We start from the raw sequence: 25,975 nt of genomic DNA, 5'->3' as shown, positions 1-25,975 counted from the left end.
TATCTCCGCATCGGGACAATCCCCTCGAGGAGAAAGCCCTCACCAGGCGCTGCGCGCCGACCTCTCCCGCAAGCGGGAGAGGTTACAGCGACTCCGCGGCGAGACCGGCCCAATCAATTGGCATTCCTATCCCATCACTCACGCGATCGCCATCGCATGAGCGAAAAGCTGCTGACGCCGATCGAGATCGGCCTGACTGCCGCGATCGTCGCGATCGAGAATCATGAGCCGCTGATCCTCACCGCGCGCGACAGTGACGGGCTGGCCGGCCTGCCGTTCGGCCCGTTCGATGCGCCGAGCCATCGCACCTTCGAGATCGGCCTGCGGGCCTGGGTCGAGGAACAGACGGGCCTGCGGCTCGGCTATGTCGAACAGCTCTACACGTTCGGCGATCGCGGCCGGCATGCCGAGGCCGGCGACACCGGCGCGCACATGGTGTCGATCGGCTATCTCGCACTGACGCGCGCCATCGGCGGCGACCTCGCAGCCACGCGTGCGAGCTTCGCGCCATGGTATCGCTTCCTGCCTTGGGAGGACCGGCGCGAGGGGCCGCCCGCGATCATCGCGGACGACATCATCCCGGCATTGACCGAGTGGGCCGACGAGGAGACGCCGGAGACGACGCGCGCATTGCCGCGCAAGGATCGGGTGCGGTTCTATTTCGGTCTCGACGGGGCGGCCTGGGACGAGGAGCGCGTGCTCGACCGCTACGAGCTCCTGTACGAGGCCGGGCTGGTCGAGGAAGCGCGGCGCGACGGCCGTCCTGCGGCATTAGCGCGCAAGGCACCGTCCGCGCTCGGCACATCCATGCGCTTCGACCACCGCCGGATTCTTGCGACAGCGATCGCGCGACTGCGTGCAAAACTGAAGTATCGTCCTGTGGTCTTTGAACTTTTGCCCGCCGAGTTCACACTTACCGAATTGCAGTATACGGTGGAGGCGATCTCCGGCCGACACCTGCACAAACAAAATTTCCGCCGCCTGGTCGAAATGGAAGCCCTGGTCGAACCGACCGGGGTGATGTCGACACAGACGGGCGGACGTCCGGCGGCGCTCTACCGCTTCCGTCGCGACGTGCTCCAGGAGCGGCCCGCGCCGGGCTTGCGCGTACGCTCCCGGCGCTAACCCGAGATATGTGTGATCGGCCCCTGCCCGCCGATTGCCTGGAGGCTTTATGTCTGACGGCCCGTTTGACGTCTTCGCGCTGATCATTGCGGTCATCGCTTTCATCATCGCGATCAAGGCCTTCAGCCAGGCGGCTGAGCTGCGACGACGGCTGAGTTCGCTCGAAGCGACGTTCCACGCGCAACGGCCCGTGCAGCCGCCGCGGATCCCGGCAGATGTGTGGGCTGAAGCGTCCGCGACGACTTCCGCAGCGCCGCCGCCGCTTGTGCCCCAAGCCGAAGCGCGAGCCGAGGCGCGAGCCGAGGCGCCACCCCCGCTCGTCACGGAGGATGTTTCACCGCCTCCGCTCGCAGCGAGCACCGAGGCCGACGCGCCGCCGCCTCTGCCCGCACCCGCGCCCGGCTTCGAGGAACGGCTCGGCACGCGCTGGGTGGTGTGGATCGGCGGCCTTGCGCTCGCGCTCGGCGGCTTCTTCATGGTGCGTTATTCGATCGAGGCCGGCCTCGTCGGCCCCGGCGTGCGCGTGTTTCTTGGCGGCGTATTCGCGCTGGCGCTGCTGGGCGCCGGCGAATGGTCACGCCGTAAGGAGAGCATCTCCAACATCGCCGCGCTGCCGATCGCCAACATTCCCGCGATCCTCACCGCGGCCGGTACGGCGGTGGCATTTGCGACCATCTACGCGGCTTACGCGCTCTATGGCTTCCTCGTCCCCGCGACCGCCTTCGTGCTGCTCGGCCTCGTCGCGCTCGGCACGCTGGCTGCGGCTCTCTTGCACGGGCCCGCGCTCGCGGGCCTCGGTGTGGTCGGCGCGTTCGTGACGCCGCTCCTCGTCTCCAGCGGCAAGCCGGACTATTGGGCGCTATACATCTATCTCGCCATCGTCACCGCCGCGAGCTTCGGCCTCGCCCGGATCCGGCTGTGGCGCTGGCTTGCGGTCACCACGATCGCCTTCGCCGTGCTCTGGATCTTTCCGGGGCTCGATACCGGCGACTTGCAGGTTGCGCCGCACGCTTTCCATGTGATCGCAGGCTTCGTTCTTGCCGCTCTTCTCGTCGTCTGCGGCTTCATGTTCGGCCCGACGGTCGAGGACGGTGAGATCGAGCCGGTCTCGTCGGGCTCGCTCGGTGCCTATCTGTTCGGCGCGATGCTGATCGTGCTGTCGAGCGCGCATGCGGACCTGGCGCTGATCGCCTTCGCGGTGCTCGTCGGCGCGACGCTGCTCGTCGCCTGGGGCGCGCCGGCGGCCACCGGCGCGCTCGGCGCAGCCGCCGCGACCGTCTTCGTCGTGTTCGCCGAATGGGCGGTGCGCGCCAATCCCGACATGCTGGTGCTGCCGGGCGGCCCCATCGCCGGCATCGCACCGACGGCGATCGATAGCGCGGTGACGCTGCATCTGGTGATGGCGGCGATCTTCGCCGCCGGCTTCGGCGTCGCGGGCTTCCTCGCGCAGGGCCGTTCGAACTCGGCGATCATTCCGGTGGTGTGGTCGGTCGCGGGTGTCGCGACGCCGATCGCGATCCTGGTCGCGCTCTACGCACGCATCGCGCATCTCGACCGCTCGATTCCGTTCGCCATCCTCGCGGTGCTGCTCGCCGCCGCCTTTGGCGCTGCGACCGAAGCGCTTGCGCGCCGCGAGACCCGGCCGGGCGCCATGATCTCCACGGCCTTGTTCGCGACCGGCACGCTCGGTGCGCTGGCGCTGGCGCTGACATTTGCCCTGGAGAAGGGCTGGCTCACGATCGCACTGGCGCTGATGTCGCTCGGCACCGCCTGGATCTCGATGCAGCGGCCGATCCCGTTCCTGCGCTGGCTGGCCGCGATCTTCGCAGGCCTCGTCACCGCTCGGATCGGCTATGATCCGCGCATCGTCGGCGACGCCGTTGGCACCACGCCGATTTTCAACTGGCTGTTATGGGGCTACGGCCTGCCGGCGGCATCGTTCTGGGCGGCGAGCCTGTTCCTGCGCCGCCGCGCCGACGACGCGCCGCTGCGCATGGTCGAGAGCGCCGCGATCCTGTTCACCGCGCTGCTCGCCTTCATGGAGATCCGCCATTTTGCGACCGGCGGTAACATGACGGATACACCGTCGCTGCTCGAATGCGCGCTGCAGGTCTGCGTCATGCTCGCCATGGCGATTGGGCTCGAGCGCCTGAGGCTGCGCAGCCGCAGCGTCGTGCACAATGTCGGCGCGGTCGTGCTCACGGCAATCGGCGGGCTCATCAGCGTGTTCGGCCTCTTGATCCTGGAGAACCCGCTGCTGTGGCGCACCGACATCGGCGGCGCCGTGTTCAACCTGCTGCTGCTCGGCTACGCGCTGCCGGCGGTGCTGCTGCTGCTGCTGTCCTATGCCGTGGCTGGCGAGCGCGGCAAGGCCTACGCCAACACGATTGCGGGCGGCGCGCTCTTGTTCGCGCTGACCTATGTCACGCTGGAGATCCGCCGCTTCTATCACGGCCCGATTCTCTCCGCCGGGGCGACCACGGGCGCCGAGCAATACACCTATTCGATCGGCTGGCTCGGCTTCGGCGTGGTGCTGCTCGGCGTCGGCATTCTCGTCAATTCCGAGCGGGCGCGGTTGGCGTCGGCCGTCGTGATCGCGCTGACGATCCTGAAGGCTTTCGTCATCGACATGTCGACGCTGACGGGCGTCTACCGCGCGCTGTCATTCATGTGCCTCGGCATCGTGCTGGTCGCGATCGGCTGGCTCTACCAGCGCATCCTGTTCCGGCGGCAGGTCGCACCGCCGCCGGCTCCGCAGACGAGCATTTGAGGGTCACGCCGCGCGAACCGATTCCAGGAACTGCGCGACCTCGACCTTGAGCCGGGTGCTGTCGGTCGCCAGCGATTTCGCCGCCGACAGCACCTCGGTCGAAGCCTCACCGGTCTCGATCGCACCGCGCTGCACGTTGGTGATGTTCGACGAGACCTCCTGCGTGCCGACCGAGGCCTGCTGCACGTTGCGCGAAATTTCCTGCGTCGCCGCGCCCTGCTCCTCGACGGCGGCGGCGATGGCCGCAGCCACCTCGGACAGCCGCTCGATGGTGCCGCCGATCTCCTGGATGGCACTGACCGATTCCTGCGTCGCCGCCTGGATGCCGGACACCTGCGCCCCGATCTCACCGGTCGCTTTCGCGGTCTGCTCCGCCAGCGCCTTGACCTCGGAGGCGACGACCGCGAATCCGCGGCCCGCTTCGCCCGCACGCGCGGCCTCGATGGTCGCGTTCAGCGCCAGCAGATTGGTCTGGCCCGCGATGGTGTTGATGAGTTCGACGACGTCGCCGATGCGGGACGCCGCCTGCGACAGCGCGTTGACGCGGTCGTTGGTCCGCGCCGCCTGCTCGACGGCCTCCGCCGCCATCCGCGCCGAATCCTGCACGCGGCGGCTGATCTCGGTGATGGAGGACGACAGCTCCTCCGAAGCGGATGCCACCGCCTGGACGTTGGTCGAGGCTTCCTCGGAGGCGGCTGCAACGACGGTCGCGAGTTCCTGTCCGCGCTGCGCGGTGTTGGTCAGCGTCGAGGCGGAGGCCTCGAGCTCGGTCGAGGCCGAGGACACGGTCCCGACGACCTCGCCGATCATGGCTTCGAATTTGCGGGTGATGGCGTCGACACGGCGGCCGCGTTCGATCTTGGCTTCGGCGTCGCGCGCAGCGGCCTCGTCGGCCGCCTTCTTGGCGATCAGCGCCTCTTTGAAGATCTGCAGCGCATCCGCCATCGAGCCGATCTCGGTCTTCTCGCCGCGATGCGGCACCTCGGCCGAAAGGTCGCCCTCCCCGAGCGACTGCATCGGGCGGATGATCGAGGCAATGCCACGAGAAACGTCGCGCACGAGATAATAGGCCGCGCCGATCGCGATCACGACCGAGAGCACGATGATGCCGACCAGCACGCGGAAGATCATGGCGTAGCTGTCGGCGGCCTGCTTGGTCTCCAACTCGGCGCCGCGGTTGTTCATCTCGATGCCCTTCTGGAGCAGCGGGTCGGCGGCCTGGGCCATCTTCGCGACCTTGGTCTGCAGCAGCTCGTTGGCGTCGGCCGGGAAACGGCCAACGCCCTTGCGCGACAACGCCATCACGTCCTGCACGCCGTTCAGATACTCGGCCCACGCCGTGCTCCATTGCCCATAGAGCGAGCGCTCCTCGGCGGAGGTGATCAGCGGCTCGTAGACCTTGCGGGTCTGGTCGATGCGCGCGCGCAGCGAAGCCAAGCGCTTTTCGGCGGCGTCCTTGCCCTCAACGCTGTCCTGCATCAGATGCAGACGGAGCGCGACGCGCAGCTCGTTGATGTCGGCCCGAAGCGAGCCGAGCGCGCGCACGCTGGGCAGCCAGCTCTCCGCAATCTCGACCGTATGGGAATTGATGTTCTGCATGGTGCCGATCGCCGTCACGCCGACACCGGCGAGCGAAAGGACGAGGACCGACAGCACGGCCAGAAGCTTGAAGACGATGGACAATTTCGACATCACGACAAATCCCGATGTTACCTGGCAAAGCGCAAATCACCTGCGCCGCAAATCGCCATGAAGATGACGAGACGGAGGTCAGTTCAACAATGCTGGCTGGTTCTTATCCCGAGAGATTGCACACATAGTCGCAAGCAGGCGTTAACAGGGACCTACGTAAAATTACGGGACACTTCCGACAGACGCTATTTCTCCTGCAACCATCTGTTGCAGCTCACAGCCACCTCATGCTGCCACGCGCAGCCTGCCCGCTTGCGCCGCAGCATGCGACCGACGCGGCGGCTGTCACGCCGCCCGTACCGATTCCAGGAAGCGCGCGACCTCGCTCTTCAGCCGGTTGCTCTCCTGCGACAGCGATTGCGCTGCCGAATGCACCTGCGCCGAGGCAGCCCCCGTTTCGCCTGCGCCGCGCTGGACGTGGCCGATATTCGCCGAGACTTCCGAGGTGCCATTCGCGGCGTGCTGGATGTTGCGGGAGATCTCCTGTGTGGCAGCGCCCTGCTCCTCGACCGCGGCGGCGATGGTCGACGAGATCTCCGACATCCGCGCGATGGTGTCGCCGATCTCCTTGATCGCCCCAACCGAGTCTTGCGTTGCGGTCTGGATCGCACCGATGTGCTGGCTGATCTCTCCGGTCGCTTTCGCAGTCTGCTCGGCGAGCGCCTTCACTTCGGTCGCGACCACGGCAAAACCCTTGCCGGCCTCGCCCGCTCGCGCCGCCTCGATCGTGGCGTTGAGCGCCAGCAAATTGGTCTGGCTGGCGATGGTGTTGATCAGCTCGACCACATCGCCAATGCGGGAGGCGGCCTTGGTCAGCTCGGCGACGCGCGCATTGGTACGCTGGGCCTGCTCGACCGCGACATCGGCAACACGCGCCGATTCCTGCACCTGACGGCTGATCTCGGAGATCGAGGAGGTCATTTCCTCGCTCGCGGAAGACACCGACTGCACGTTCGCGGAGGCCTCTTCGGAGGCGGCGGCCACGACGGTGGCAAGCCCGTTGCCGCGCTCGGCGGCTTGCGTCAGCGTGTTCGAGGACGCCTCGAGCTCGGTTGCAGCCGACGAAACAGTATCGATGATCTCGCCGACCGCGCCTTCGAAATTATCGGCGAGCCGATGCATGTCGGCCTTGCGCTGCTGGCGCCCGCGCGCATCGGCTTCGATCTGCTCGGTGCGCAGCCGCTCGGCCTCTGCCATATTGGTCCTGAACACCTCGACGGCACCGGCCATCTCGCCGATCTCGTCCCTGCGCCCGATGCCGGGAACGGAAATCGAGAGCTCGCCACGCGCAAGCCGCGTCATCGCCCCGACCATGCCGGCAAGCGCCTTCGAGATCGAACGCCCCAGAAGGAAGCCGACCGCGGCGAGCACGACGACCGTGACGCCGAAGGCGACGGCCATCCACAGACGCACGGAATCGCGGGTCGCAGCCTCTGCAGTTTCGGCCTTCCTGTAGAGGTCTTCGACTGTGTTGCGCACCTCGATCATGCCTGGTTCTAACCCACGGAAGGTTTTCATCATGCTGGCGTCGAGGGCAGCAGTTTGCTGCGCGGTCTCCACCCAGGCCGCGAACTCGGACTGGTATTTCTGCAGCTTGGCTGTGATGTCGTTCATCACGGCCGTAGGGACTGCGACGACCTCGATCGCCTTGGAGAATTCGGCTGCGGCCTTCTTCATCTCGACGGTGTATTTTTGGTCGCGCCGCAGCATGAAGTCCTTCTCGTGCCGGCGCATCATCAGCATCCAGCTCGTGGACCTGGGATCGTCGATCTCCTTGAGCTTGGCCTCGATGTCGTGCACCGCGGCGCGGAGCGAGCCGGACAGGCCCAGCGTCTCGTTCAGGCCGAGCCGGGTCTCCGCGGCCACCAATTTGCCGAAGTCCGAGGCGTATCGCTTGAAGTCGTCCTGGGCCTGCTTCATCCGGTCGGACAGCGCGCTCATGCCGCCGGCCGCCATCAGCCGCTCGACCTCCTCGAAATCGCGGTTGATCGGCCCGATCAACTCCGCGTGTGCCTTGGCGTAGCTCTCCTTGCGGCGCTGCTGGAAGTTCTTCTCGTTGCGGCGCGCCTCCAGCATCTCGATCGAGAGCTGCTTGTCGAGGTCGGCAATCGCACGAGCGCGGTTGGCAACGTTGCGGGAGGTGTCCTGGGAGAGACTGCCGATCTCATAGATCGCGCCAAAGGCCACGAGACCCAACAATCCGAACAGTCCGATCGCCATGACCTTGTGGGTGAGGCGAATGGAAGGGCCACTCATGGGATGTGCTCCAATACGATCGATACGCAATGCAAGGAGGGCGACTCGGCACCCGGAATATTGCGGAGATCATGACTGCATCGGTTTTCCGGAAGGTTAACCCTGCGCGATCTTCCTCGCGGCGTCGCAATATGCACGCGCGCAAACGCCCCGCTTCTACGCGCGGCGGTTGCAGCTCTCTCAGGACATGCGCCCGTCACGCCGCGCGCACGGTGTCGAGGAAATTGCCGACCTCGAGCTTGAGGCGATTGCTGTCGCCCGACAGCGACTGAGCCGCCGCCAGCACCTGCGATGACGCCGAGCCGGTCTCGCCCGCCCCGCGCTGCACATCGGTGATGTTGGCCGAGACCTGGTGGGTGCCTTCCGCCGCATGCTGCACGTTGCGGGAGATTTCCTGTGTCGCCGCACCCTGCTCTTCCACGGCAGCCGCGATGGTGGAGGAAATCTCCGAGAGCTTCTCGATAGTGCCGCTGATGTCCTTGATTGCGCCGACCGAATGCTCGGTCGCGGTCTGGATGCTGGCGATCTGCTGCCCGATCTCGCCGGTGGCCTTCGCGGTCTGTTCGGCGAGTGCCTTGACCTCGGCGGCGACGACCGCAAAGCCGCGACCGGCTTCGCCGGCGCGCGCGGCCTCGATGGTCGCGTTGAGCGCCAGGAGATTGGTCTGACCTGCGATGGTGTTGATCAGCTCGACCACGTCGCCGATCCGCGTCGCCGCCCTGGACAATTCGCTGACACGCTCGGTGGTGACACGCGCCTGGCCGACAGCTTCGTTGGCCACGCGGGCCGATTCCTGCACCTGCCTGCTGATCTCGGTGATAGAGGACGACAGCTCCTCGGTCGCCGACGCCACCGCCTGCACGTTGGTGGACGCCTCCTCGGAGGCTGCAGCAACCATGGTCGTGAGCTGCTGCCCACGCTCCGCGGTCGATGTGAGCGTCGACGCCGAGGCTTCGAGCTCGGTCGCTGCCGAGGACACGGTATCGACGATCTCCCCGATCGCGGCTTCGAAGCCGTCGGCCAGCTTCCGCATCTCCAGCTTGCGCTGCTCGGCTGCCCGCTTCTCGGCCGCAGCGTGATCGCCGCGCATGCGTTCGACTTCGAGGCCGTTTTGCTTGAAGACTTCAACGGTCCGCGCCATCTCGCCGACCTCGTCACCTCGGCGGGTACCTGGCACGACCGTCGTGAAGTCGCCCTTGGCGAGCCCACCCATCGCAACCGAAATGGCTGAAAGCGGGTTGAGAATCCGGCCGAAGGTGATCCAGAAACTGAGGCCAGCGAGCATCACCGAGGCGCAGAGCAACACGACCGTGAAAGCGAAATTACGGGTGCTGACGTCTGCCTGCATCGTGGCTTCGCGGTCAGCGGCCGCGCCAATGGCTTCACCGAGCTTCAGCACCGCATTGATGCCGGCAGTGGCCCGCGTGAAGTACTCGGGTCCCGTGATCTTGTAGTCCCCGGCTTCGCCACCGGCGAGCACAAGCGCCCGCGTTTCACCGTAGGCGCCAAAATAGGATTTCTCGACCTCCGTCATCGCCTCGCCGATCTGCAGGGCGAGGTCCGAGCGCAGCCGCACCGGCAATACCGTGTCCCATGCGAGTTCGACCTTGGCCCGCAGCGCCGAAAGGCGCTCATAGCCCTCCGTCCCGAGCTTCGCGCGCGCACCGACGACACCGGCCAGCAGGGCCCGCTCCCTTCCGGCGTTCTCGGCCATCTGAGCTGTCAGATGTCGCAAGCCGATGAGCTGCGCCAGCCTTGCCACGGGCGGGCTGGTGAGCGTTTCGAGCGTCAGCCGCAAGCGGTTGCTCGCGACGTCGATCACCTCCGTAATTGTTAGCACGAAGCCATCTACGAGGTCAGGCTCGCGTTGGACGCGCGGGCGCGACATTCCCGCATCGGCCTTCTCACGCAAGAGACGCAGCGCCTCGAATTTCGCCGCGGCGTCCGCAATCTGTCTTTGCCCCGCCGTCATTTCGGGAATCGCGCTGATATCGAGGATGGCTTGGCGAAAGGCCTCGTCGGCCGTCGCGCGCGCCTTTGCGATTTCGGCGCGGCGCTCGGCGCTGACGACATCAGGAGACTTCAGCACGGCGTTGGTCAGCCCGCGTTCAATCGCCCAATGTCCTGCGCTGCGCAGCAGCAGTTGGGCAACTGCATTGACCTTCAGGAAAGCCTCGGACTCTCGCCGCTTGAGGACGGCCTCATAGGCGATGAATCCGGCCGAGGCCAACCCCAGCAAGACCAGGGCAGAGATGATGATCGGCAAGATCGTGCCGATCCGGACATGTCCGAGCCGACTCCACGCGCCGGCGGCCCGAGTTCGGGCCTGCTGATGATGAGCAGGGCTCAACATGCTACGTTTCCCCCCAAAGGAAACACGCAGCCAAGTCCTTGCCGGCTGCATGGACGTTGATCGCCCTTGCCGGAGAATCTAGTCCTCGAGTTTCGCGTTCTGGTTAACGGGAGGGTTCGGAGAAATACTGAGATTTCAGCCCAAATAGTTGAAATGGAAGAGGTAATTTCGCGAGCAAGTTGTAAATTTCAGCTTGAGGTCGCCGCTGTTGGTTTTTGCAGCCGACGTTCGTCGAAATCATGCGCGAGACGTTCGCGGCGACGATCAGGATGCAAAAACGCCCCGCCTGAGGAGGCAGGCGTCTTCCCGAACTGTCTGGAACGAGGTTCTTAGGCGGCGCGCACGGTGTCGAGGAATTTCCCGACCTCGAGTTTGAGGCGGTTGCTGTCGCTCGACAGCGACTGTGCCGCTGCCAGCACCTGCGACGATGCCGAGCCGGTTTCGCCCGCGCCGCGCTGCACGTCGGTGATGTTGGACGAGACCTGATGGGTGCCTTCCGCCGCCTGCTGCACGTTGCGGGAAATCTCCTGCGTCGCCGCGCCCTGCTCCTCGACGGCCGCGGCGATCGTGGACGATATCTCGGACAGCTTTTCAATGGTGTTGCTGATGGCGCTGATCGCGCTGACCGAGTCCTGCGTTGCCGCCTGAATGCCGGAAATCTGCTGACCGATCTCGCCGGTCGCCTTCGCGGTCTGCTCCGCGAGCGCCTTCACTTCGGAAGCCACCACGGCAAAGCCGCGACCGGCCTCCCCGGCGCGCGCTGCCTCGATGGTGGCATTGAGCGCCAGCAGGTTGGTCTGGCCGGCGATGGTGTTGATCAGCTCGACCACGTCGCCAATGCGAGCCGCCGCCTTGGACAATTCGCCGACCCGGTCGGTCGTGGTGCGGGCCTGGGTAACCGCCTCGCTCGCGACCCGCGCCGATTCCTGCACTTGGCGGCTGATCTCGGTGATCGAGGACGACAGCTCTTCGGTCGCAGAGGCAACCGACTGCACGTTGGTCGACGCCTCCTCGGAGGCCGCAGCCACCACTATCGTCAGTTCCTGTGCCCGCTCCGCCGTCGAGGTCAGCGTCGAGGCCGAAGCCTCGAGCTCCGTCGCGGCCGAGGAGACGGTATCGACGATCTCGCCGACGGCGCCTTCGAAACTGTCGGCAAGCCTGCGCATATCGGCCTTGCGCTGCTCGGCCGCCATCTGGTCCTGCCGCATCTTGGCTTCCGCTTCCTCGCGCGCCTTCTGCTCCGACACGATCTTGAATTTCTCGACAGCCGCGGCGACGCCGCCAACCTCGTCCTTGCGGCCGAGACCCGGCAGGACAACGGAGTAGTCACCACCAGCGAGCTTGTCCATGGCAACCGTGAGCGCGCGGATCGGCCGCGCGATGGTCAGGAAGGACATCAGCCACGAACCGATGAGGACGAGCACGGCGCACGCGCCGACCACCATGCCGAGACGCTCGCTCGTGGCCATCTCCTGTTGCGCGGCAGCGATTTCTTCCTCGCTTTTATGCTTGGCAAAATCGGCAATCTCGCTGGTCAAATTATCCAGTTGCGTAGCGAGCGGCAGCGTCACCTCACGGACATGGCGCGCGCCTTCCTCGGAAATCTTGGCGGCGCGGGCGGGGTCCGTGGCCGCCACGGCCATGGCCTCGCTGCGAACGGAGGCGTTCTGCTGCGCACCCTTGAGGTAATCGGCGGACGTAGACTTGAGCTTCTCCATCCGCGCGCGATTTTCCGCGGAGTGCGTCAATCTGAGCATGGAATCGACGACGCCGTTCAGCGCTTTCGACCGCTCCAGCAGAAGCTCGCTCGCCTTTTGCAAGTCGCCCTGATTGTTGGCGAGACGCATGTCTCGAACAGCGAGTTGCATGCCGCGTATCCCAAGCTTGGCTTCGGTGGCCTCGCGGACCAATTCCTGCTGCGCAATCGCTGCTTGGTTGGAATGACGCACGGTGTTGTTGCCGATGACCTGGCTCGCGATCATCGCGCCGACCAGAATAACGCCGAACGCCGAAGCGAGCGCGAGCTTGGTACCGATTTGCAGATTCTGGATGAGTTTCGACATGGGCGCGTTTCCCGGGGATTACGCGGCCAAGTCATTGTCGGCCGCCCTCGGCGTTGATCGCCCTTGCCTAAAAACTGAGCTTCAGGTGTGGTTATCCGGTTAACGACCGCCCCCGGACAAATACCGGACTCGCTAGAAATCCCTTGAAAAACGGCACGGTCCGCGCGCTTAACAGGTTAACCACACGCGGCGGTAGGGTGCTCGATTTCTAGCCAGTGCGACCAAGGGCCTTCTGGCTCTCGCCGATCAGGCTGATCCGGAACACCGGCTCCTTGTTCTCGTCTAGCAGCTCCATGCGCCATTCCGCGTTCTGCTTCAGGCTGCGCGAGATGCCGCCGAGCAAATTGGCACAGACTTCGGTCATCTCGGCCCAAGCCGCAGCGCGATCCTCGAACTCATATGGCTGGTCGGCAGCACCGGAATAGCGGCCGGTGCTGATACGGAAGAAGTACAGCGACATCGTTGAACCCTTTGATCGGGCCGCGCCCCCCGGCCGTACGCAAACTGAGACGCGAACAGCTACCAACGCATAAAAGCCGCCGTCCGTATGACTACGGCGCGGCGGCTTCGTGTTTGATGGCAACTCTCAACGACAAAGTGCGCGGAGTGTCACGCGCAGCCAACTCACTGGGTCGAGCGGCGCAGCTCCAGCGGGGCGTCGTCCCTTGCGGGCTCCGATTTGGCTTGCGGCTTTACCGGCTCGAGCCGGCTGCTCTCGACGCGCGGGGTCTCGACACGCGCGGCGACTTCGGTGTTGGTCGCGCCGACCGAACCCGTGTGTTCCGAGGTGCGCAGCGAGCGCGGCCGCGCGACGGCCCGCGCCATCAGCATCTGGTTGCCGCCCTGGTGATGGAAGTCGCAATAGGCGAAACCCATCCCGGACACCGAGCCGCGGAAACTGCGATCGTCGGTCTTTTCAAGGTTGAAACAGGGCTCGAACGGAATACCCTTGATCGAGGCGCAGACGTTCTGGCCGCGGATCTGAAGCGTGTTGCCGGGCAGGCGGAGATGTTTCACCGGACCTGCACCCGAGAACTGCACGGCGCCGGCGGCGCCGAGGTCGTCCATGATGCGGCCCGCGCCGCGGGTGCCGTCAAAGCAGGTGAAAGCAAACACCTTCCCGGCGACGAAGCGGCGCGCCTCATCGGCGTTCATGCTTCCAGCAATGGCCGGCGCAATCGTCGCTACCGCCGTGACCGCCCCCAACACAATACGCGCAAGCATGCTCAACTCCGAACCAACCCCGCAGCGGGCTATGCCTTATCTCTTTACCCGCTGCTTACCATACTAACCATGGCGACATTGAAGCAGCATGGTTGGTAAAGTCTGAACGCTGTTAGACAATTTTTACCACGGTGCGACCGCGTACCTGGCCGGCCAGGATTTTCGCGCCCCATTCCGGCACGTCGGAAAGCGGAATTTCGTGAGTAATTTCAGCTAGTTTCGTCCGATCCAGATCGGACGCCAGGCGTTGCCAGGCGGCTTTCCGCGGCTCGATCGGGCACATCACGGAATCGATGCCGAGAAGGCACACCCCGCGCAAAATGAAAGGTGCGACGGAAGACGGCAGGTCCATGCCGCCGGCCAAGCCGCAGGCGGCGATCGCGCCGCCATACTTCGTCATCGACAGCAGGTTTGCGAGCGTGGTCGAGCCGACGCTATCGACACCACCCGCCCAGCGCTCCTTGGCAATGGGCTTGGCGGCCGCCGACAATTCGTTGCGGTCGATCACCTCAGTCGCGCCGATCTCTTTCAGATAGTCCGCTTCGGACGCACGGCCCGTGGACGCGATGACGTGATATCCGAGCTTCGAGAGCACGGCGGTCGCAACCGAGCCGACGCCGCCCGCCGCGCCCGTCACCACGACCGGACCGCTGTTTGGCGACAGTCCGTGCTTCTCCAGCGCCAGCACGGACAGCATCGCAGTGAAGCCGGCGGTGCCGATCGCCATGGCGTCGCGCGCCGACAGGCCCTGTGGAAGAGCGACCAGCCAGTCGCCTTTCACCCGCGCCTTCTCGGCATAGGCGCCGAGATGGGTTTCGCCCATGCCCCAGCCGGTGCAGACGACCTTGTCGCCCGCCTTCCATTGCGGATGCGAGGACTGCTCGACCGTACCGGCGAAATCGATGCCGGCAATCATCGGGAAGCGGCGCACCACCGGCGCCTTGCCGGTGAGCGCAAGGCCGTCCTTGTAGTTCAACGTCGACCATTCCACGCGGACGGTGACGTCGCCCTCCATCAGCTCGGCTTCGTCGAACTGCGTGAGCTGCGCGGTGGTGCCCTTGTCCGCCTTGTCGATCCGGATCGCCTTGAACGTCGCCACAGCAAACTCCCTGACTTGTTTCAGGGGATGTTTAGCCGATCAGGCCGGCTGCGCAACCGCCCGCTGGACCGGTTTCTCCACGATCGGAAGATTGATCAGCGCCGAGAGCACGCCGAACAGGATCGAGAGCCACCAGATCGGCGTGTAGGAACCGAACCGCTCGAACACGATGCCGCCGAGCCAGACGCCGAGGAAGCCGCCGACCTGATGGCTGACGAAGGCGAAGCCATAGAGGGTGGCGAACCAGCGCGTGCCGAACATGATGGCGACCAGCGCCGAGGTCGGCGGCACGGTCGACAGCCAGGTCAGGCCGGAGACCGCTCCAAACGCAATCGCCGAGAACGGCGTGATCGGGAACGAGATGAAGGCAAGCGTCGCAAGCGCGCGGGTGAAATAGATGATCGAAAGGATGTAGCGCTTGGGCATGCTGTTCTGGAGATATCCGACGCTCAGCGATCCCATGATGTTGAACAGGCCGATCGCCGCGATCACCCAGCCGCCGATTTGCGTGGAGATGCCGCTATCGACCAGGAAGGCCGGCAGATGCACCGTGATGAAGGCAAGCTGGAAGCCGCAGGTAAAGAAGCCGAGGATCAGCAGCACATAAGAGCGATGGCCGAAGGCTTCTGCGAGCGCTTTGGTGAAGGTCTGCTGGTCCGCAGGCGCCGCGTTTGCCGTGCTTGCGACCGGCGGCGTCGAGAGCGCCAGCGACAACGGGATGATCAGCAGCATCAGGAAGCCGAACACGGTGAGCGCCTGTTGCCAGCCGAAATTGTCGATCAGGGCCACACCGATCGGCGCGAACAGGAATTGCCCGAACGATCCCGCCGCAGTACCGGCGCCGAGAGCCAGGCCGCGCTTCTCGGCCGGCAAGAGCTTGGTAAATGCCGACAGCACCAGATTGAACGAGCAGCCGGCGAGACCGAAGCCTACCATGACGCCGGCGCCGATGTTCAGCGACAGCGGCGTCGAGGAATAGCGCATCAGGAGCAGGCCGCCGGCATAGAGCAGAGCGCCGACGCACATCACCCGGAACAGGCCGAAGCGATCGGCGACCGCGCCGGCGACGGGTTGGCCCAATCCCCACAGCAAATTCTGAAACGCGATCGCGAGGCCGAACACATCGCGGCCCCAGGCATATTCATGGCTCATCGGCTGCACGAAGAAGCCCAGCGCCGAGCGCGGGCCGAAGCCGAGCATCCCGATCGCGCAGCCGCAGAGAATGATGATCGCCGGCGTGCGCCAGGAGGAGGAACGGGAGACCGAACCGAGCTCGCCCATCTGTGTCGACATGCTGTTCCTCGTGCATCGTCGCGGATTAGCAAATGGCAGCCGCGAGCCAGCTCGTTTAATGCATCTGCATGAAACCCCCAAGTCAAAAACGAATGCATTCCGTGAAGAGCTGGCGCGGGAGCATTGCATTTCCTCGCGGCCTCAGCCGACGCGCCGAGGGGACCGACTTGACGGAAATGTGTGCGGCGAGATCTAGCGGCTCCCAACACGGCGTGTTATCTTCTATTTGCTCATATCGAGCATATTAAAATGATTTCCGGCCTGTCGGCCGGATTTCTCAGGCTCTGTATATGCTCAGAATGAGTATAAATGACATGCACGGGAGGCTTCGATGCCGCTAACTGGAATTTACGGCCCCGACGACTTTGCCAACCGGCCGCAGGGCCAGGTCATCGCCCCGGTACGGACCGAGCAGGCGCGAACCGGACCTTCGCTGCCGATGCCTTCGCTGGACTGGACGCCGGAGGTCGAGCGAGCCACCGCACCGCTTTACGAGCGCGTGAAACACGTCATCCCGCCGATCGAATGGCCGCTCATGGCCCCGACGATCAAGGCGATCAACGAGCTGAAGCAGGCGCGGGGCGCGGTGATCCTCGCGCACAATTACCAGGCGCCGGAGATCTTCCACTGCGTCGCCGACATCGGCGGCGATTCGCTCCAACTCGCCGTCGAAGCCACCAAGGTGAAGGCCGACATCATCGTCCAGTGCGGCGTGCACTTCATGGCGGAGACGTCGAAACTGCTCAATCCGGACAAGACGGTGCTGATCCCCGATACGCGCGCCGGCTGCTCGCTGGCCGCCAGCATCACCGGCGCCGACGTCCGCCTGCTCCGCGAAAAATTTCCCGGCGTGCCGGTCGTTGCCTATGTCAACACCTCCGCGGAGGTGAAGGCCGAGGTCGATATCTGCTGCACCTCGTCCAACGCGGCCCAGGTGGTCGAAAGCCTCGGCGCACCAAGCGTGATCTTCCTGCCCGACCGCTATCTCGCCACTTACGTGGCCTCGAAGACCGACGTGAAGATCATCGCCTGGAAGGGCGCCTGCGAGGTGCACGAGCGCTTCACCGGCGCCGAGCTGCGCAGCTACCGCGAGGCCGATCCCTCCGTACAGATCATCGCCCATCCCGAATGCCCACCGGACGTGCTGGCCGAGGCCGACTTCACGGGCTCGACCGCGCACATGATCAACTGGGTGCGCGAGCGGCGGCCGCGGCGGCTGGTGATGATCACGGAATGCTCGATGGCCGACAATGTCCGCGCCGAGCTGCCCGATGTGGAGATTCTGCGCCCCTGCAACATCTGCCCGCACATGAAGCGCATCACGCTCGCCAACATTCTGGAGAGCCTGCTGACGCTTCGTGAAGAGGTGACGATCGATCCCACGCTCGCGGACCGCGCAAGGCGCTCGGTCGAGCGGATGATCAATTTGAAGAATTGAAGGCAACTCCCAACCACAAACACAATCGTCGTCCCGGACCAGCGAAGCGGAGCGAAGATCCGGGACCCATAACCACAGGGCGTGGGTATTGGCAGGCTGGCAGCTCCAGCTTGCCGCAACAACCCGCAGTCGGGGTTATGGGTCCCGGCCTTCGCCGGGACGACAGTTGAGAGCCTGGAGAAAGCTATGACAACAAATGCCATCCACACCCTCCCCCGCTCCGACGACGTCGTCATCGTCGGTGGCGGCCTTGCCGGATTGTTCTGCGCGCTCAAGCTCGCGCCGCGGCCGGTGACATTGATCTCGGCCGCGCCGCTCGGACAGGGCGCGTCGTCCGCATGGGCGCAAGGCGGCATCGCCGCGGCAATGGCCGAGGGCGATACGCCGGAAGCGCACGCCGCGGACACGGTTGCCGTTGGCGGCGGCATCGTCGACGAAGCTGTCGCACTCGGGATCGCGGGCGAGGCCGCGCCGCGGATTCACGACCTGCTCGCCTATGGCGTGCCGTTCGACCGCGATCTCGGAGGCAGGCTCGCAGTCGGGCGCGAAGCCGCACACTCGGCGCGACGCATCGTGCATGTGCGCGGCGATGGCGCAGGGGCCGCCATCATCGCGGCGCTGAGCGAGGCCGTGCGGCGCACGCCATCGATCCGGCTGATCGAAGGCTTTGTCGCCGAAGCACTGCTGACCGACGACGGCGCCGTCACCGGCCTTCAGTTGCGCGAAGCCGACAATTTCGCCGCACGGCCGATCCTGCTCGCCGCGCGGACGGTGGTGCTGGCCACGGGTGGCATCGGCCATCTCTATACCGTCACCACCAATCCGCGCGAGGCGAGCGGATCCGGCCTCGCGATCGCCGCACGCGCAGGCGCGGTCATCGCGGATCCCGAGTTCGTGCAGTTTCACCCGACCGCCATCATGGTCGGCCGCGATCCCGCGCCGCTCGCCACGGAAGCGCTACGCGGCGAAGGCGCGACGCTGATCAACGGCCGTGGCGAACGTTTCATGGCGGCGCGCCATCCGCTCGCCGAGCTCGCACCGCGCGACATCGTGGCGCGCGGCGTGTTCGCGGAGATCTCGGCCGGACGCGGCGCCTTCCTCGATGCGCGGCAGGCGCTGGGCGGACGTTTTGCCGACAAATTCCCGACCGTTCATGCAAGCTGCATCGCCGCCGGCATCGACCCCGCCACGCAGGCCATCCCGATCGCACCGGCGGCGCACTATCACATGGGCGGCATCGCGGTGGACGATCGCGGCCGCAGCTCGATCGACGGGCTCTGGGCCGGCGGCGAAGTGTCGTCCACCGGCGCGCACGGCGCGAACCGGCTTGCTTCGAATTCGCTGCTGGAGGCCGTGGTCTACGCCGCGCGCATCGCCGACGACATCGCCGGCCGCACCATTGCCTCGCCCGCGCGCCTTGCGGACGGGCCGACGCCGCGGGACGGCGCGCCGGATGCTGCGGCCGTGAAGCGGCTGCGGATGCTGATGAGCACCCATGTCGGCGTGATCCGCGACGGTGACGGGCTTGCGGACGCAGTTCGCAACTTCGCCACGCTCGAACGCGAGGCCACGAGCATCGCGGTCAGCAACATGGCAACGGCAGCCCTGCTCGTGGCGGCGTCAGCCTGGAACCGGTGCGAGAGCCGCGGCGCGCATTTCCGCTCCGACCATGCCGCGGACGTGCCCGCCCTCGCGCAACGCACCATGACCATGCTCACGGCGGCACACGAGATCGCGGACAGCCTGACCGAACGCCAGATACCGCGAACCGCGCAACCCCTGATCGCCTGACGGAGTCTGCCATGATCACCCCGACCTCTCTGCTCTATCCCGACGCCTTCCTCTCCCCGCTCGCGCTCGACGAGGCCGTGCTGCGCGCGCTCGATGAGGATCTCGGCCGCGCCGGCGACATCACCTCGCTTGCGACGATTCCCGAATCAACGAAGGCGCAAGCGATCCTGGTCGCACGGCAATCCGGCGTGATCGCCGGCTTGCCGCTGGCGCTCGCCACCTTGCAAAAGCTTTCGCCCGACATCGAGATACGCGCGCATGTTCGCGACGCCGCGCGCGTCGCCCGCGGGCAGCAGGTGCTGACGATCTCGGGGCCGGCACGCGCCATCCTCACGGCGGAGCGGACCGCGCTGAATTTCGTCGGCCGCCTGTCGGGCGTCGCGACGCTCACGGCGGACTATGTTGCGCGCACCGAGGGCACCCGGATGCGGATCTGCTGCACGCGAAAGACCACGCCGGGCTTGCGCGCGTTGGAGAAATACGCGGTACGCTGCGGCGGCGGGTTCAATCACCGCTTCGGGCTCGACCACGCGATCCTGATCAAGGACAACCACATCGCGGTTGCCGGCGGCATCCGGCCCGTGCTGGAGCGCGCCCGCGCCCATGCCGGCCATCTCGTCAAGATCGAGATCGAGGTCGACACGCTGGCGCAGTTGCGCGAGGTGCTCGACACCGGCCTTGCCGACGCCGTGCTGCTCGACAACATGGACATTGCGACGTTGCGCGAAGCGGTCAGGCTCAACGAAGGACGCCTCGAACTGGAGGCATCCGGCGGCGTCACCCTGGACTCGATCGCAGCGATCGCGGCGACCGGCGTCGACTACGCCTCGTCCGGCGCGCTGACGCATTCGGCGCCGAATTTCGACTGCGCGCTGGATATCGAGGCGTGAGGGCTACCGCCGCTCGGTTGCGCCCATCTCGGCGGAGCTCTTGGCTTCCTGGATGAGCTCGGCGGATAGCGCAGCGGTCTGCGCTGGCGTCCCCCAACTCGGTTCCTCGCTGCCGTCGCCCCAGGCGCGTGGGCGATAGAAGGTGTGGACGCCGGTCTTGTACATCTTCTTCATCTCGGCGACCCAGGACGGGCGCACCCAATAGGCGTGGTAGTGCGTGGACTTGCCGACCTCGGGTAGCCAGATCTGGCCGTCGAGCATGGCCTTCGAGATCTTTTTCGCACGGTCCCACATCTCGGGCTCGCGGATCACGTCGGCATTGTTGTCGCAGGCGAAGGTGAACTGGCAGGCGAGATGGCGGTGCTTGTTCTGATAGACGGCGCCGCACACGGTATCCGGATATTTGCCGGAGAACACGCGGTTCATCACCACCTGCGCAACCGCCATCTGGCCGCGCACGGCCTCGCCGCGGGATTCGAAATACACGGCCTCGGCGAGGCATTTTTCGGACTTCGCGCGCGACTTGTCGTCGAGTGCGAGCCGCTCCGCCGGCGATCTGGTACGCTGGTTGTCGACGTTGACTTCACCCTTCGGCGCGACGCTCTCGCCGCTTTCGATACCCTTCGCGATATCCTCCGTCGGCGGCGACAGCGAGGCCGTCACCTTCATGTCGGGGTCGGGCATCACGATCAGCGGCTCCGCACCGGGCTGCCAGCTCTCGATGCTCTCGACGTTGCCTCCGAGCGAGGAGCTGCCGAAGAACAGGTTCGAGGTTTTGACGCGGAATGGATCGCGTGGCGGTGCAGCCGGAATGGTGGCCTGCTTCAGGGCTTCGAGCGGCTGGAGCGCGAGCGAGCGCGCAGCGTCGCTGGGTTGTGGCGCACTGGTGTATTGCGGCAGCGGCGGCGCGCGCAGCGCTTCCGCAAGTTCGGGATCGAGCGCGGCCGCGGACTCCGGCGACATCGCCTGTGGCAACGCGACGGTCTTGGCGCCGAACACCGAGCTGTTCGACGTCGCGGGATCTTCCTGCGCGGGCGCTGCCGTCGGCGCGCCGGCTCCGGGGGCCTGCGTCGGTGTGATCGTTGCGAGCCGATCACCTTTCATGGAGCGATCGACCTTGGGAAAATCGGCGGCCTGGTAGCGCGGCTGCGCCTGCAGCGCCGGATTGCGGCTGATCGCGCCGGTGACGTCGCGACCGTCGAGGCTCGCGAGGCGAACCATCGCGCTCTGCGGAACCGAAGTGCCGATCGGCCGGGAAAAACTGTAGGTGGCGAGCTGTATGGAGGACGCAGCAGAGAACACCTGCTTCTGCCAACGCTCCGCGACGCCGGGTTGGCGCGCCAGCAGCGAGGCAATGTCCTGATAGCCGGTCTCTCTCGGCATCAATGCGAAGATGCAGAGACCGATGCCGAAGGACGCGAACCGCGCGCCCTTCGGATGGGTACGCAACAAAAACATCGATACGCTCACGCTACGCTTACGCTAGAAAATCGAGCCGCAGTACATCCGTGCAATTCGATCTTTCTCGTGAGTATCTAATTTAGGTTGCCGGGGCGTTAATCGGCGTGGCGCATGCGGCACACGCAAGCAATCGCAGGTGTTTTCACGGGGGTGATTGCATGCGTGGTAAATGTCCGCTGACGGGACGCGGTAAATATCTGGTCAACGCGAATGGTGAAGGAACTCTTGCGCGCACGTGTCATTGCGGGACGCGCGGTTCGGTTCCATCGCTACATCAACACCCGCTGTTCTGCCCCGCGAAGGCGGGGCATCCAGTACGCCGCGGCTTCTGCGTTCAAGCACTCACGTCTCGGCGTACTGGATCGCCCGGTCGAGCCGGGCGATGACAGCGAGTGTGTGGTGATCGCAAATACGATGTGGCAGCCGTCGAGCCTCAAATGAGAGAGGCGGGGTTTTGCCCCGCCTCTCTCGCTCTCAACATTTCAACTCGCCGCTCCGCTTATGCCTGGCTCGCGATCGCCTTGCCGAGCGCAGCTTGCGCGGCGGCGAGGCGGGCGATCGGGACGCGGTAGGGCGAGCAGGAGACGTAGTCGAGACCGATCGCGTGGCAGAAGGCGACGGAGGCGGGATCGCCGCCGTGCTCGCCGCAGATGCCGACCTTGAGCGAGGCGCGCGTCTTACGACCGCGTGCGACGCCGATCTTGACGAGCTCGCCGACGCCTTCCTGGTCGAGCGCGACGAAGGGATCGATCGGCAGGATGCCCTTGGACACGTAGGTGCCGAGGAAGCTCGCGGCATCGTCACGGCTGATGCCGTACGTCGTCTGCGTGAGGTCGTTGGTGCCGAACGAGAAGAACTCGGCGCTCTCCGCGATCTCGGCCGCGAGCAGGCAGGCGCGCGGCAGCTCGATCATGGTGCCGACCTGATAGGTCAGCTTGGTGTTGGTGTCGCGCATCACCGCCTTCGCGGTGGAGTCGATGCGCGCCTTGACGAGGTCGAGCTCCATCTTGGTGGCGATCAGCGGCACCATCACCTCGAGGCCGACGGCCTTGCCGGTACGCTTCTCGGCCTCGACCGCCGCTTCGAAGATCGCGCGCGCCTGCATCTCGGCGATCTCGGGGTAGGCGATCGCGATACGGCAGCCGCGGAAGCCGAGCATCGGATTGAACTCCGACAGCTCGCGCGCGCGGTCGGCCAGGCGCCGCGGGTCGGTGTTCATGGCGCGCGCCACTTCCTCGACCTCGGCATGGGTGTGCGGCAGGAACTCGTGCAGCGGCGGATCAAGCAAGCGGATCGTGACGGGCAGGCCCTTCATGATCTCGAACAGCTCGACGAAGTCGGCGCGCTGCATTGGCAGCAGCTTTGCCAGCGCAGCGCGTCGCGACTGCTCGTCCTCGGAGAGGATCATCTCACGCACCGTCCGGATGCGCGTCTCCTCGAAGAACATGTGCTCGGTACGGCAGAGGCCGATGCCTTCCGCGCCGAACTTGATCGCGGTGTGCGCGTCCTCCGGCGTGTCCGCGTTGACGCGCACGCCGATCTTGCGGACCTGGTCGGCCCATTTCATCAGCGTGCCGAACTCGCCGGACAGCTCGGGCTCGATCATCGGCATGCGGCCGGCGAGCACCTGGCCGAGCGAGCCGTCGATGGTGATGACGTCGCCGGTCTTGAAGGTGCGCGAGCCGATGCTCATGGTGCCGCGGCCGTAATCGACGCGGATGGTGCCGCAGCCGGAGACGCAGGGCTTGCCCATGCCGCGCGCGACCACCGCAGCATGCGAGGTCATGCCGCCGCGGGTGGTCAGGATGCCTTCGGCGGCGTGCATGCCGTGGATGTCTTCGGGGCTGGTCTCGATCCGGACCAGAATCACCTTGCGTCCGTCGGCCTGAAGCTTGGCCGCCTCGTCCGAGGAGAACACGATCTCGCCGGAGGCCGCACCCGGCGAGGCCGGCAGGCCGGTTGCGATCACGTCGCGCTTGGCGTTGGGATCGATGGTCGGATGCAGCAGCTGGTCGAGCGAGGCGGGGTCGATCCGCGTCACCGCTTCCTTCTTGGTGATCAGGCCTTCATTGGCGAGCTCGACCGCGATGCGCAGCGCCGCCTTGGCAGTACGCTTGCCGCCGCGGGTCTGCAGCATCCAGAGCTTGCCCTGCTCGACCGTGAACTCCATGTCCTGCATGTCGCGATAGTGCTTCTCGAGCAGCGTGTAGATCCGCGTCAGCTCCTTGAAGGCCTCCGGCATCGCCGATTCCATCGACGCCTTGTCGGAGCCCGAGTCCTTGCGTGCTTCCTCGGTGATGTCCTGCGGGGTGCGGATGCCCGCCACCACGTCCTCGCCTTGCGCGTTGATCAGGAACTCGCCGTAGAGCTTGCTCTCGCCGGTCGAGGGATTGCGCGTGAAGGCAACGCCGGTCGCCGAGGTCTCGCCCATGTTGCCGAACACCATGGCTTGCACATTGACCGCGGTGCCCCAGGATTCCGGGATGTCGTGCAGCCTGCGGTAGGTCACCGCGCGGGCGTTCATCCAGGATGAAAACACCGCGCCAATCGCGCCCCAGAGCTGGTCGTGCGGATCCTGCGGAAAATCCTTGCCGGTTTCGCGCGCGACCGCGTCCTTGTACTTGCCGACCAGATCGACCCAGTCGTCGGCGGTGAGATCCGTGTCGAGCGTGTAGCCCTGGCTGTCCTTGAAGGTGTCGAGGATCTCCTCGAAATGATGATGCTCGAAGCCGAGCACCACGTCCGAATACATGGTGATGAAGCGGCGATAGCTGTCATAGGCGAATCGGCGATCGCCCGACAGTTCCGACAGCGCTTCCACGGTCTCGTCGTTGAGGCCGAGATTGAGCACCGTGTCCATCATGCCCGGCATCGAGGCGCGGCCGCCGGAACGCACGGACACGAGCAGCGGGTTCCTGGAATCGCCGAAGATCTTGCCGGTCAACTTGCCGACATGGTCGAGCGCCTTCTCAACCTGCGACTTCAATTCCTTCGGGTAGGACTTGTCGTGCGCGTAGAAGTAGGTGCAGACCGAGGTCGGAATGGTGAAGCCCGGAGGCACCGGCAGGCCGAGATTGGCCATCTCGGCGAGGTTGGCGCCCTTGCCGCCGAGCAAATCGCGCATCTCCGCTTTGCCCTCGGCCTTACCGTCGCCGAACGTGAACACCCACTTGCCGGCCTTGGCCGCAACAGGCGCCGCCTTGCTCGGTGCCGGCTTCACGGCGACTTTCGGCGCAACCGGCTTCGTCGGTACCTTTGCAACAGCCTTGGAGACAGCCTTGGCGGCAGGCTTCACAGCCGGCTTGGCAGCAGCCTTGGCAGCGCCCTTGGCCACGGGCTTCGGGGCGCGCTTGGCAAGTGCCTTGCGGGCCGCCGGCGCGGCTTTCGCCTTTCCGGAGGACTTTGATTTCGCTGGCATTTTCGCTGGAGTTTTCGAGGCGGCTTTGGCCATAGCTTGCACACAACCTGCGAGAGGAATGGGTAATTGCGCGCCTTACACCACTTTGGGCAGGTCCGCGCAAGTCGAAGAGTTCCGTAGAATGAAGGCCTAGAGATGGAGCCACTTCAACAATCCGAGCCCGATCGCACCATTTACGATGAGAAAAATCGCGACGATCAGGTTCAGGAGGCGCGGCATGATCAGGATGAGCACACCCGCAAGCAGAGACAGGATCGGCGAGATGTGGGCGACGGTGATGTGCATGAATTTTCTTTCCGTGGGGTGGGGGCGAATCGCGGCGGGATCATAGCGGACTGGGTTCCGCGGGTAGAGACGCACTGAGCCCACGCGAGTTCCCGGCTTCGCGAAAACTGCCCGAAAATGCCGCGAATGCGGCGGGCATTTTCCGGAACATCGCGAAGACGCATGCATTGGCAACCGGTCGCGCCATTGGCGCTTCCCGAAAACCTTCTCGAAGGAGTTGCCCATGCGGAACAGGATTCTTGCTCTTGCAGCGCTCGCGGCCGCGATCGGCTCGCCCCTTGCGGCGCAGGCGCAAAGCAGCGTCACCGTGGGACGCGCGCCCGTCGTCGTCGACAGCGGCCCGACCATTGCGGTCGAGCAGCGGCCGGCTTTCCGCGACTATGTCGTCGAGCAACGGGTGCCGGCTTTCCGCATCCCGGATCGCGTGGTGGTCGGTGCCACCTTACCTGAAAGCGGCGTCACCTATTATGACGTGCCGCAACGTTTCGGCGCCACCACCTATCGCTACACCGTCGTGAACGGCGAGACCGTGCTGGTCGAGCCGCGCTCGCGGCGCATCGTCGAGGTGATGGACTAGCGTTTTCCGGAATCAACTAGGTGTCCGGCGCGTCACATCAATCAGGCTGACGCGAGCAATAGAGTCGGACATCAGGCCCCGCCCGGTCCTCCCCCCGCCGGGCGGGGCTTTTTGTGCTTTCGTCATTCCGGGGCGCGGGGGGGGGGGGGGGGGGGGGGGCGGGGGGGGCCGGGGGGGGGGGGGGGGGGTGGGGGGGGGGGGGGGGGGCGGGGGAGGGGGGGGGGGGGGTGGGGGCGCCCC

Annotated in this window: 18 protein-coding genes; 7 read left to right on the top strand and 11 right to left on the bottom strand. The window is 65.6% G+C overall.

The features are described from left to right. The first annotated feature begins 156 nt into the window (after positions 1 to 156). A complete protein-coding gene (locus AC0L2J_RS01840) occupies positions 157 to 1,125 on the top strand; it encodes an NUDIX hydrolase (RefSeq protein ID WP_473386829.1) in 969 nt (322 codons plus the stop codon). A gap of 49 nt (positions 1,126 to 1,174) precedes the next feature. After that, positions 1,175 to 3,895 (top strand): DUF2339 domain-containing protein, encoded by a 2,721-nt coding sequence (locus AC0L2J_RS01835; RefSeq protein ID WP_473386825.1) that lies wholly within the window; start codon positions 1,175 to 1,177, stop codon positions 3,893 to 3,895. 3 nt (positions 3,896 to 3,898) lie between these two features. Here AC0L2J_RS01835 and AC0L2J_RS01830 read toward each other — a convergent pair whose 3' ends face one another. The 8 genes from AC0L2J_RS01830 to AC0L2J_RS01795 all read right to left on the bottom strand — a co-directional run bounded on the left by AC0L2J_RS01830 (position 3,899) and on the right by AC0L2J_RS01795 (position 15,875). Further along, positions 3,899 to 5,587, bottom strand: a complete 1,689-nt coding sequence (locus tag AC0L2J_RS01830; protein ID WP_473386822.1) for a methyl-accepting chemotaxis protein — start codon at positions 5,585 to 5,587, stop codon at positions 3,899 to 3,901. 285 nt (positions 5,588 to 5,872) lie between these two features. Then, positions 5,873 to 7,843, bottom strand: a complete 1,971-nt coding sequence (locus AC0L2J_RS01825; protein WP_007607197.1) for a methyl-accepting chemotaxis protein — start codon at positions 7,841 to 7,843, stop codon at positions 5,873 to 5,875. 196 nt (positions 7,844 to 8,039) lie between these two features. Then, positions 8,040 to 10,196, bottom strand: coding sequence for a methyl-accepting chemotaxis protein (locus AC0L2J_RS01820; protein WP_473386819.1), 2,157 nt, complete (start codon positions 10,194 to 10,196; stop codon positions 8,040 to 8,042). Positions 10,197 to 10,525: 329 nt separating this feature from the next. After that, positions 10,526 to 12,259, bottom strand: a complete 1,734-nt coding sequence (locus AC0L2J_RS01815; RefSeq protein ID WP_473386818.1) for a methyl-accepting chemotaxis protein — start codon at positions 12,257 to 12,259, stop codon at positions 10,526 to 10,528. Between the two features lie 208 nt (positions 12,260 to 12,467). Beyond that, entirely contained in the window at positions 12,468 to 12,719 is a 252-nt protein-coding gene (locus AC0L2J_RS01810) for a DUF6894 family protein (RefSeq protein ID WP_007607190.1), read from the bottom strand. A gap of 164 nt (positions 12,720 to 12,883) precedes the next feature. Beyond that, positions 12,884 to 13,483, bottom strand: a complete 600-nt coding sequence (locus AC0L2J_RS01805) for a hypothetical protein (protein ID WP_063993456.1) — start codon at positions 13,481 to 13,483, stop codon at positions 12,884 to 12,886. A gap of 112 nt (positions 13,484 to 13,595) precedes the next feature. Continuing rightward, positions 13,596 to 14,582: an acrylyl-CoA reductase (NADPH) gene (gene acuI, locus AC0L2J_RS01800; RefSeq protein ID WP_473386816.1), complete on the bottom strand. Its 987-nt coding sequence runs from the start codon at positions 14,580 to 14,582 to the stop codon at positions 13,596 to 13,598. Positions 14,583 to 14,621: 39 nt separating this feature from the next. Beyond that, positions 14,622 to 15,875, bottom strand: coding sequence for an MFS transporter (locus tag AC0L2J_RS01795; protein ID WP_473386814.1), 1,254 nt, complete (start codon positions 15,873 to 15,875; stop codon positions 14,622 to 14,624). Between the two features lie 331 nt (positions 15,876 to 16,206). Between AC0L2J_RS01795 and nadA the strand changes: the two genes are divergently transcribed. The 3 genes from nadA to nadC all read left to right on the top strand — a co-directional run bounded on the left by nadA (position 16,207) and on the right by nadC (position 19,994). After that, the gene (nadA, locus tag AC0L2J_RS01790) at positions 16,207 to 17,313 is read left to right on the top strand and encodes a quinolinate synthase NadA (protein ID WP_473386812.1); all 1,107 of its coding nucleotides are present in this window, start codon (positions 16,207 to 16,209) and stop codon (positions 17,311 to 17,313) included. 186 nt (positions 17,314 to 17,499) lie between these two features. Then, positions 17,500 to 19,104: an L-aspartate oxidase gene (locus tag AC0L2J_RS01785; protein WP_473386810.1), complete on the top strand. Its 1,605-nt coding sequence runs from the start codon at positions 17,500 to 17,502 to the stop codon at positions 19,102 to 19,104. Positions 19,105 to 19,115: 11 nt separating this feature from the next. Beyond that, complete coding sequence (gene nadC, locus AC0L2J_RS01780) at positions 19,116 to 19,994, top strand: carboxylating nicotinate-nucleotide diphosphorylase (protein ID WP_473386808.1); 879 nt, start codon at positions 19,116 to 19,118, stop codon at positions 19,992 to 19,994. Positions 19,995 to 19,997: 3 nt separating this feature from the next. Here the strand turns inward: nadC and AC0L2J_RS01775 are convergent, their stop codons facing one another. Next, positions 19,998 to 21,452, bottom strand: coding sequence for a cell wall hydrolase (locus AC0L2J_RS01775; protein WP_473386805.1), 1,455 nt, complete (start codon positions 21,450 to 21,452; stop codon positions 19,998 to 20,000). Positions 21,453 to 21,665: 213 nt separating this feature from the next. Here AC0L2J_RS01775 and AC0L2J_RS01770 point away from each other — a divergent pair, with 213 nt between their 5' ends. Next, entirely contained in the window at positions 21,666 to 21,896 is a 231-nt protein-coding gene (locus AC0L2J_RS01770; protein WP_084777344.1) for a hypothetical protein, read from the top strand. A gap of 58 nt (positions 21,897 to 21,954) precedes the next feature. On the opposite strand, the gene ppdK is transcribed toward AC0L2J_RS01770, so the two are convergent. Both ppdK and AC0L2J_RS01760 read right to left on the bottom strand, forming a co-directional pair. After that, positions 21,955 to 24,906 (bottom strand): pyruvate, phosphate dikinase, encoded by a 2,952-nt coding sequence (gene ppdK, locus AC0L2J_RS01765; protein WP_035973855.1) that lies wholly within the window; start codon positions 24,904 to 24,906, stop codon positions 21,955 to 21,957. A gap of 96 nt (positions 24,907 to 25,002) precedes the next feature. Next, on the bottom strand, positions 25,003 to 25,158 hold the full coding sequence (locus AC0L2J_RS01760; protein WP_007607177.1) for a DUF3096 domain-containing protein: 156 nt from the start codon (positions 25,156 to 25,158) through the stop codon (positions 25,003 to 25,005). Positions 25,159 to 25,381: 223 nt separating this feature from the next. Here AC0L2J_RS01760 and AC0L2J_RS01755 point away from each other — a divergent pair, with 223 nt between their 5' ends. After that, positions 25,382 to 25,735: a DUF1236 domain-containing protein gene (locus AC0L2J_RS01755; protein ID WP_007594952.1), complete on the top strand. Its 354-nt coding sequence runs from the start codon at positions 25,382 to 25,384 to the stop codon at positions 25,733 to 25,735. The last annotated feature ends 240 nt before the right edge of the window (positions 25,736 to 25,975 follow it).

The organism is Bradyrhizobium sp. MV1.5, from assembly GCF_055807615.1.
This window is presented reverse-complemented; position numbering and strand designations above follow the sequence as displayed.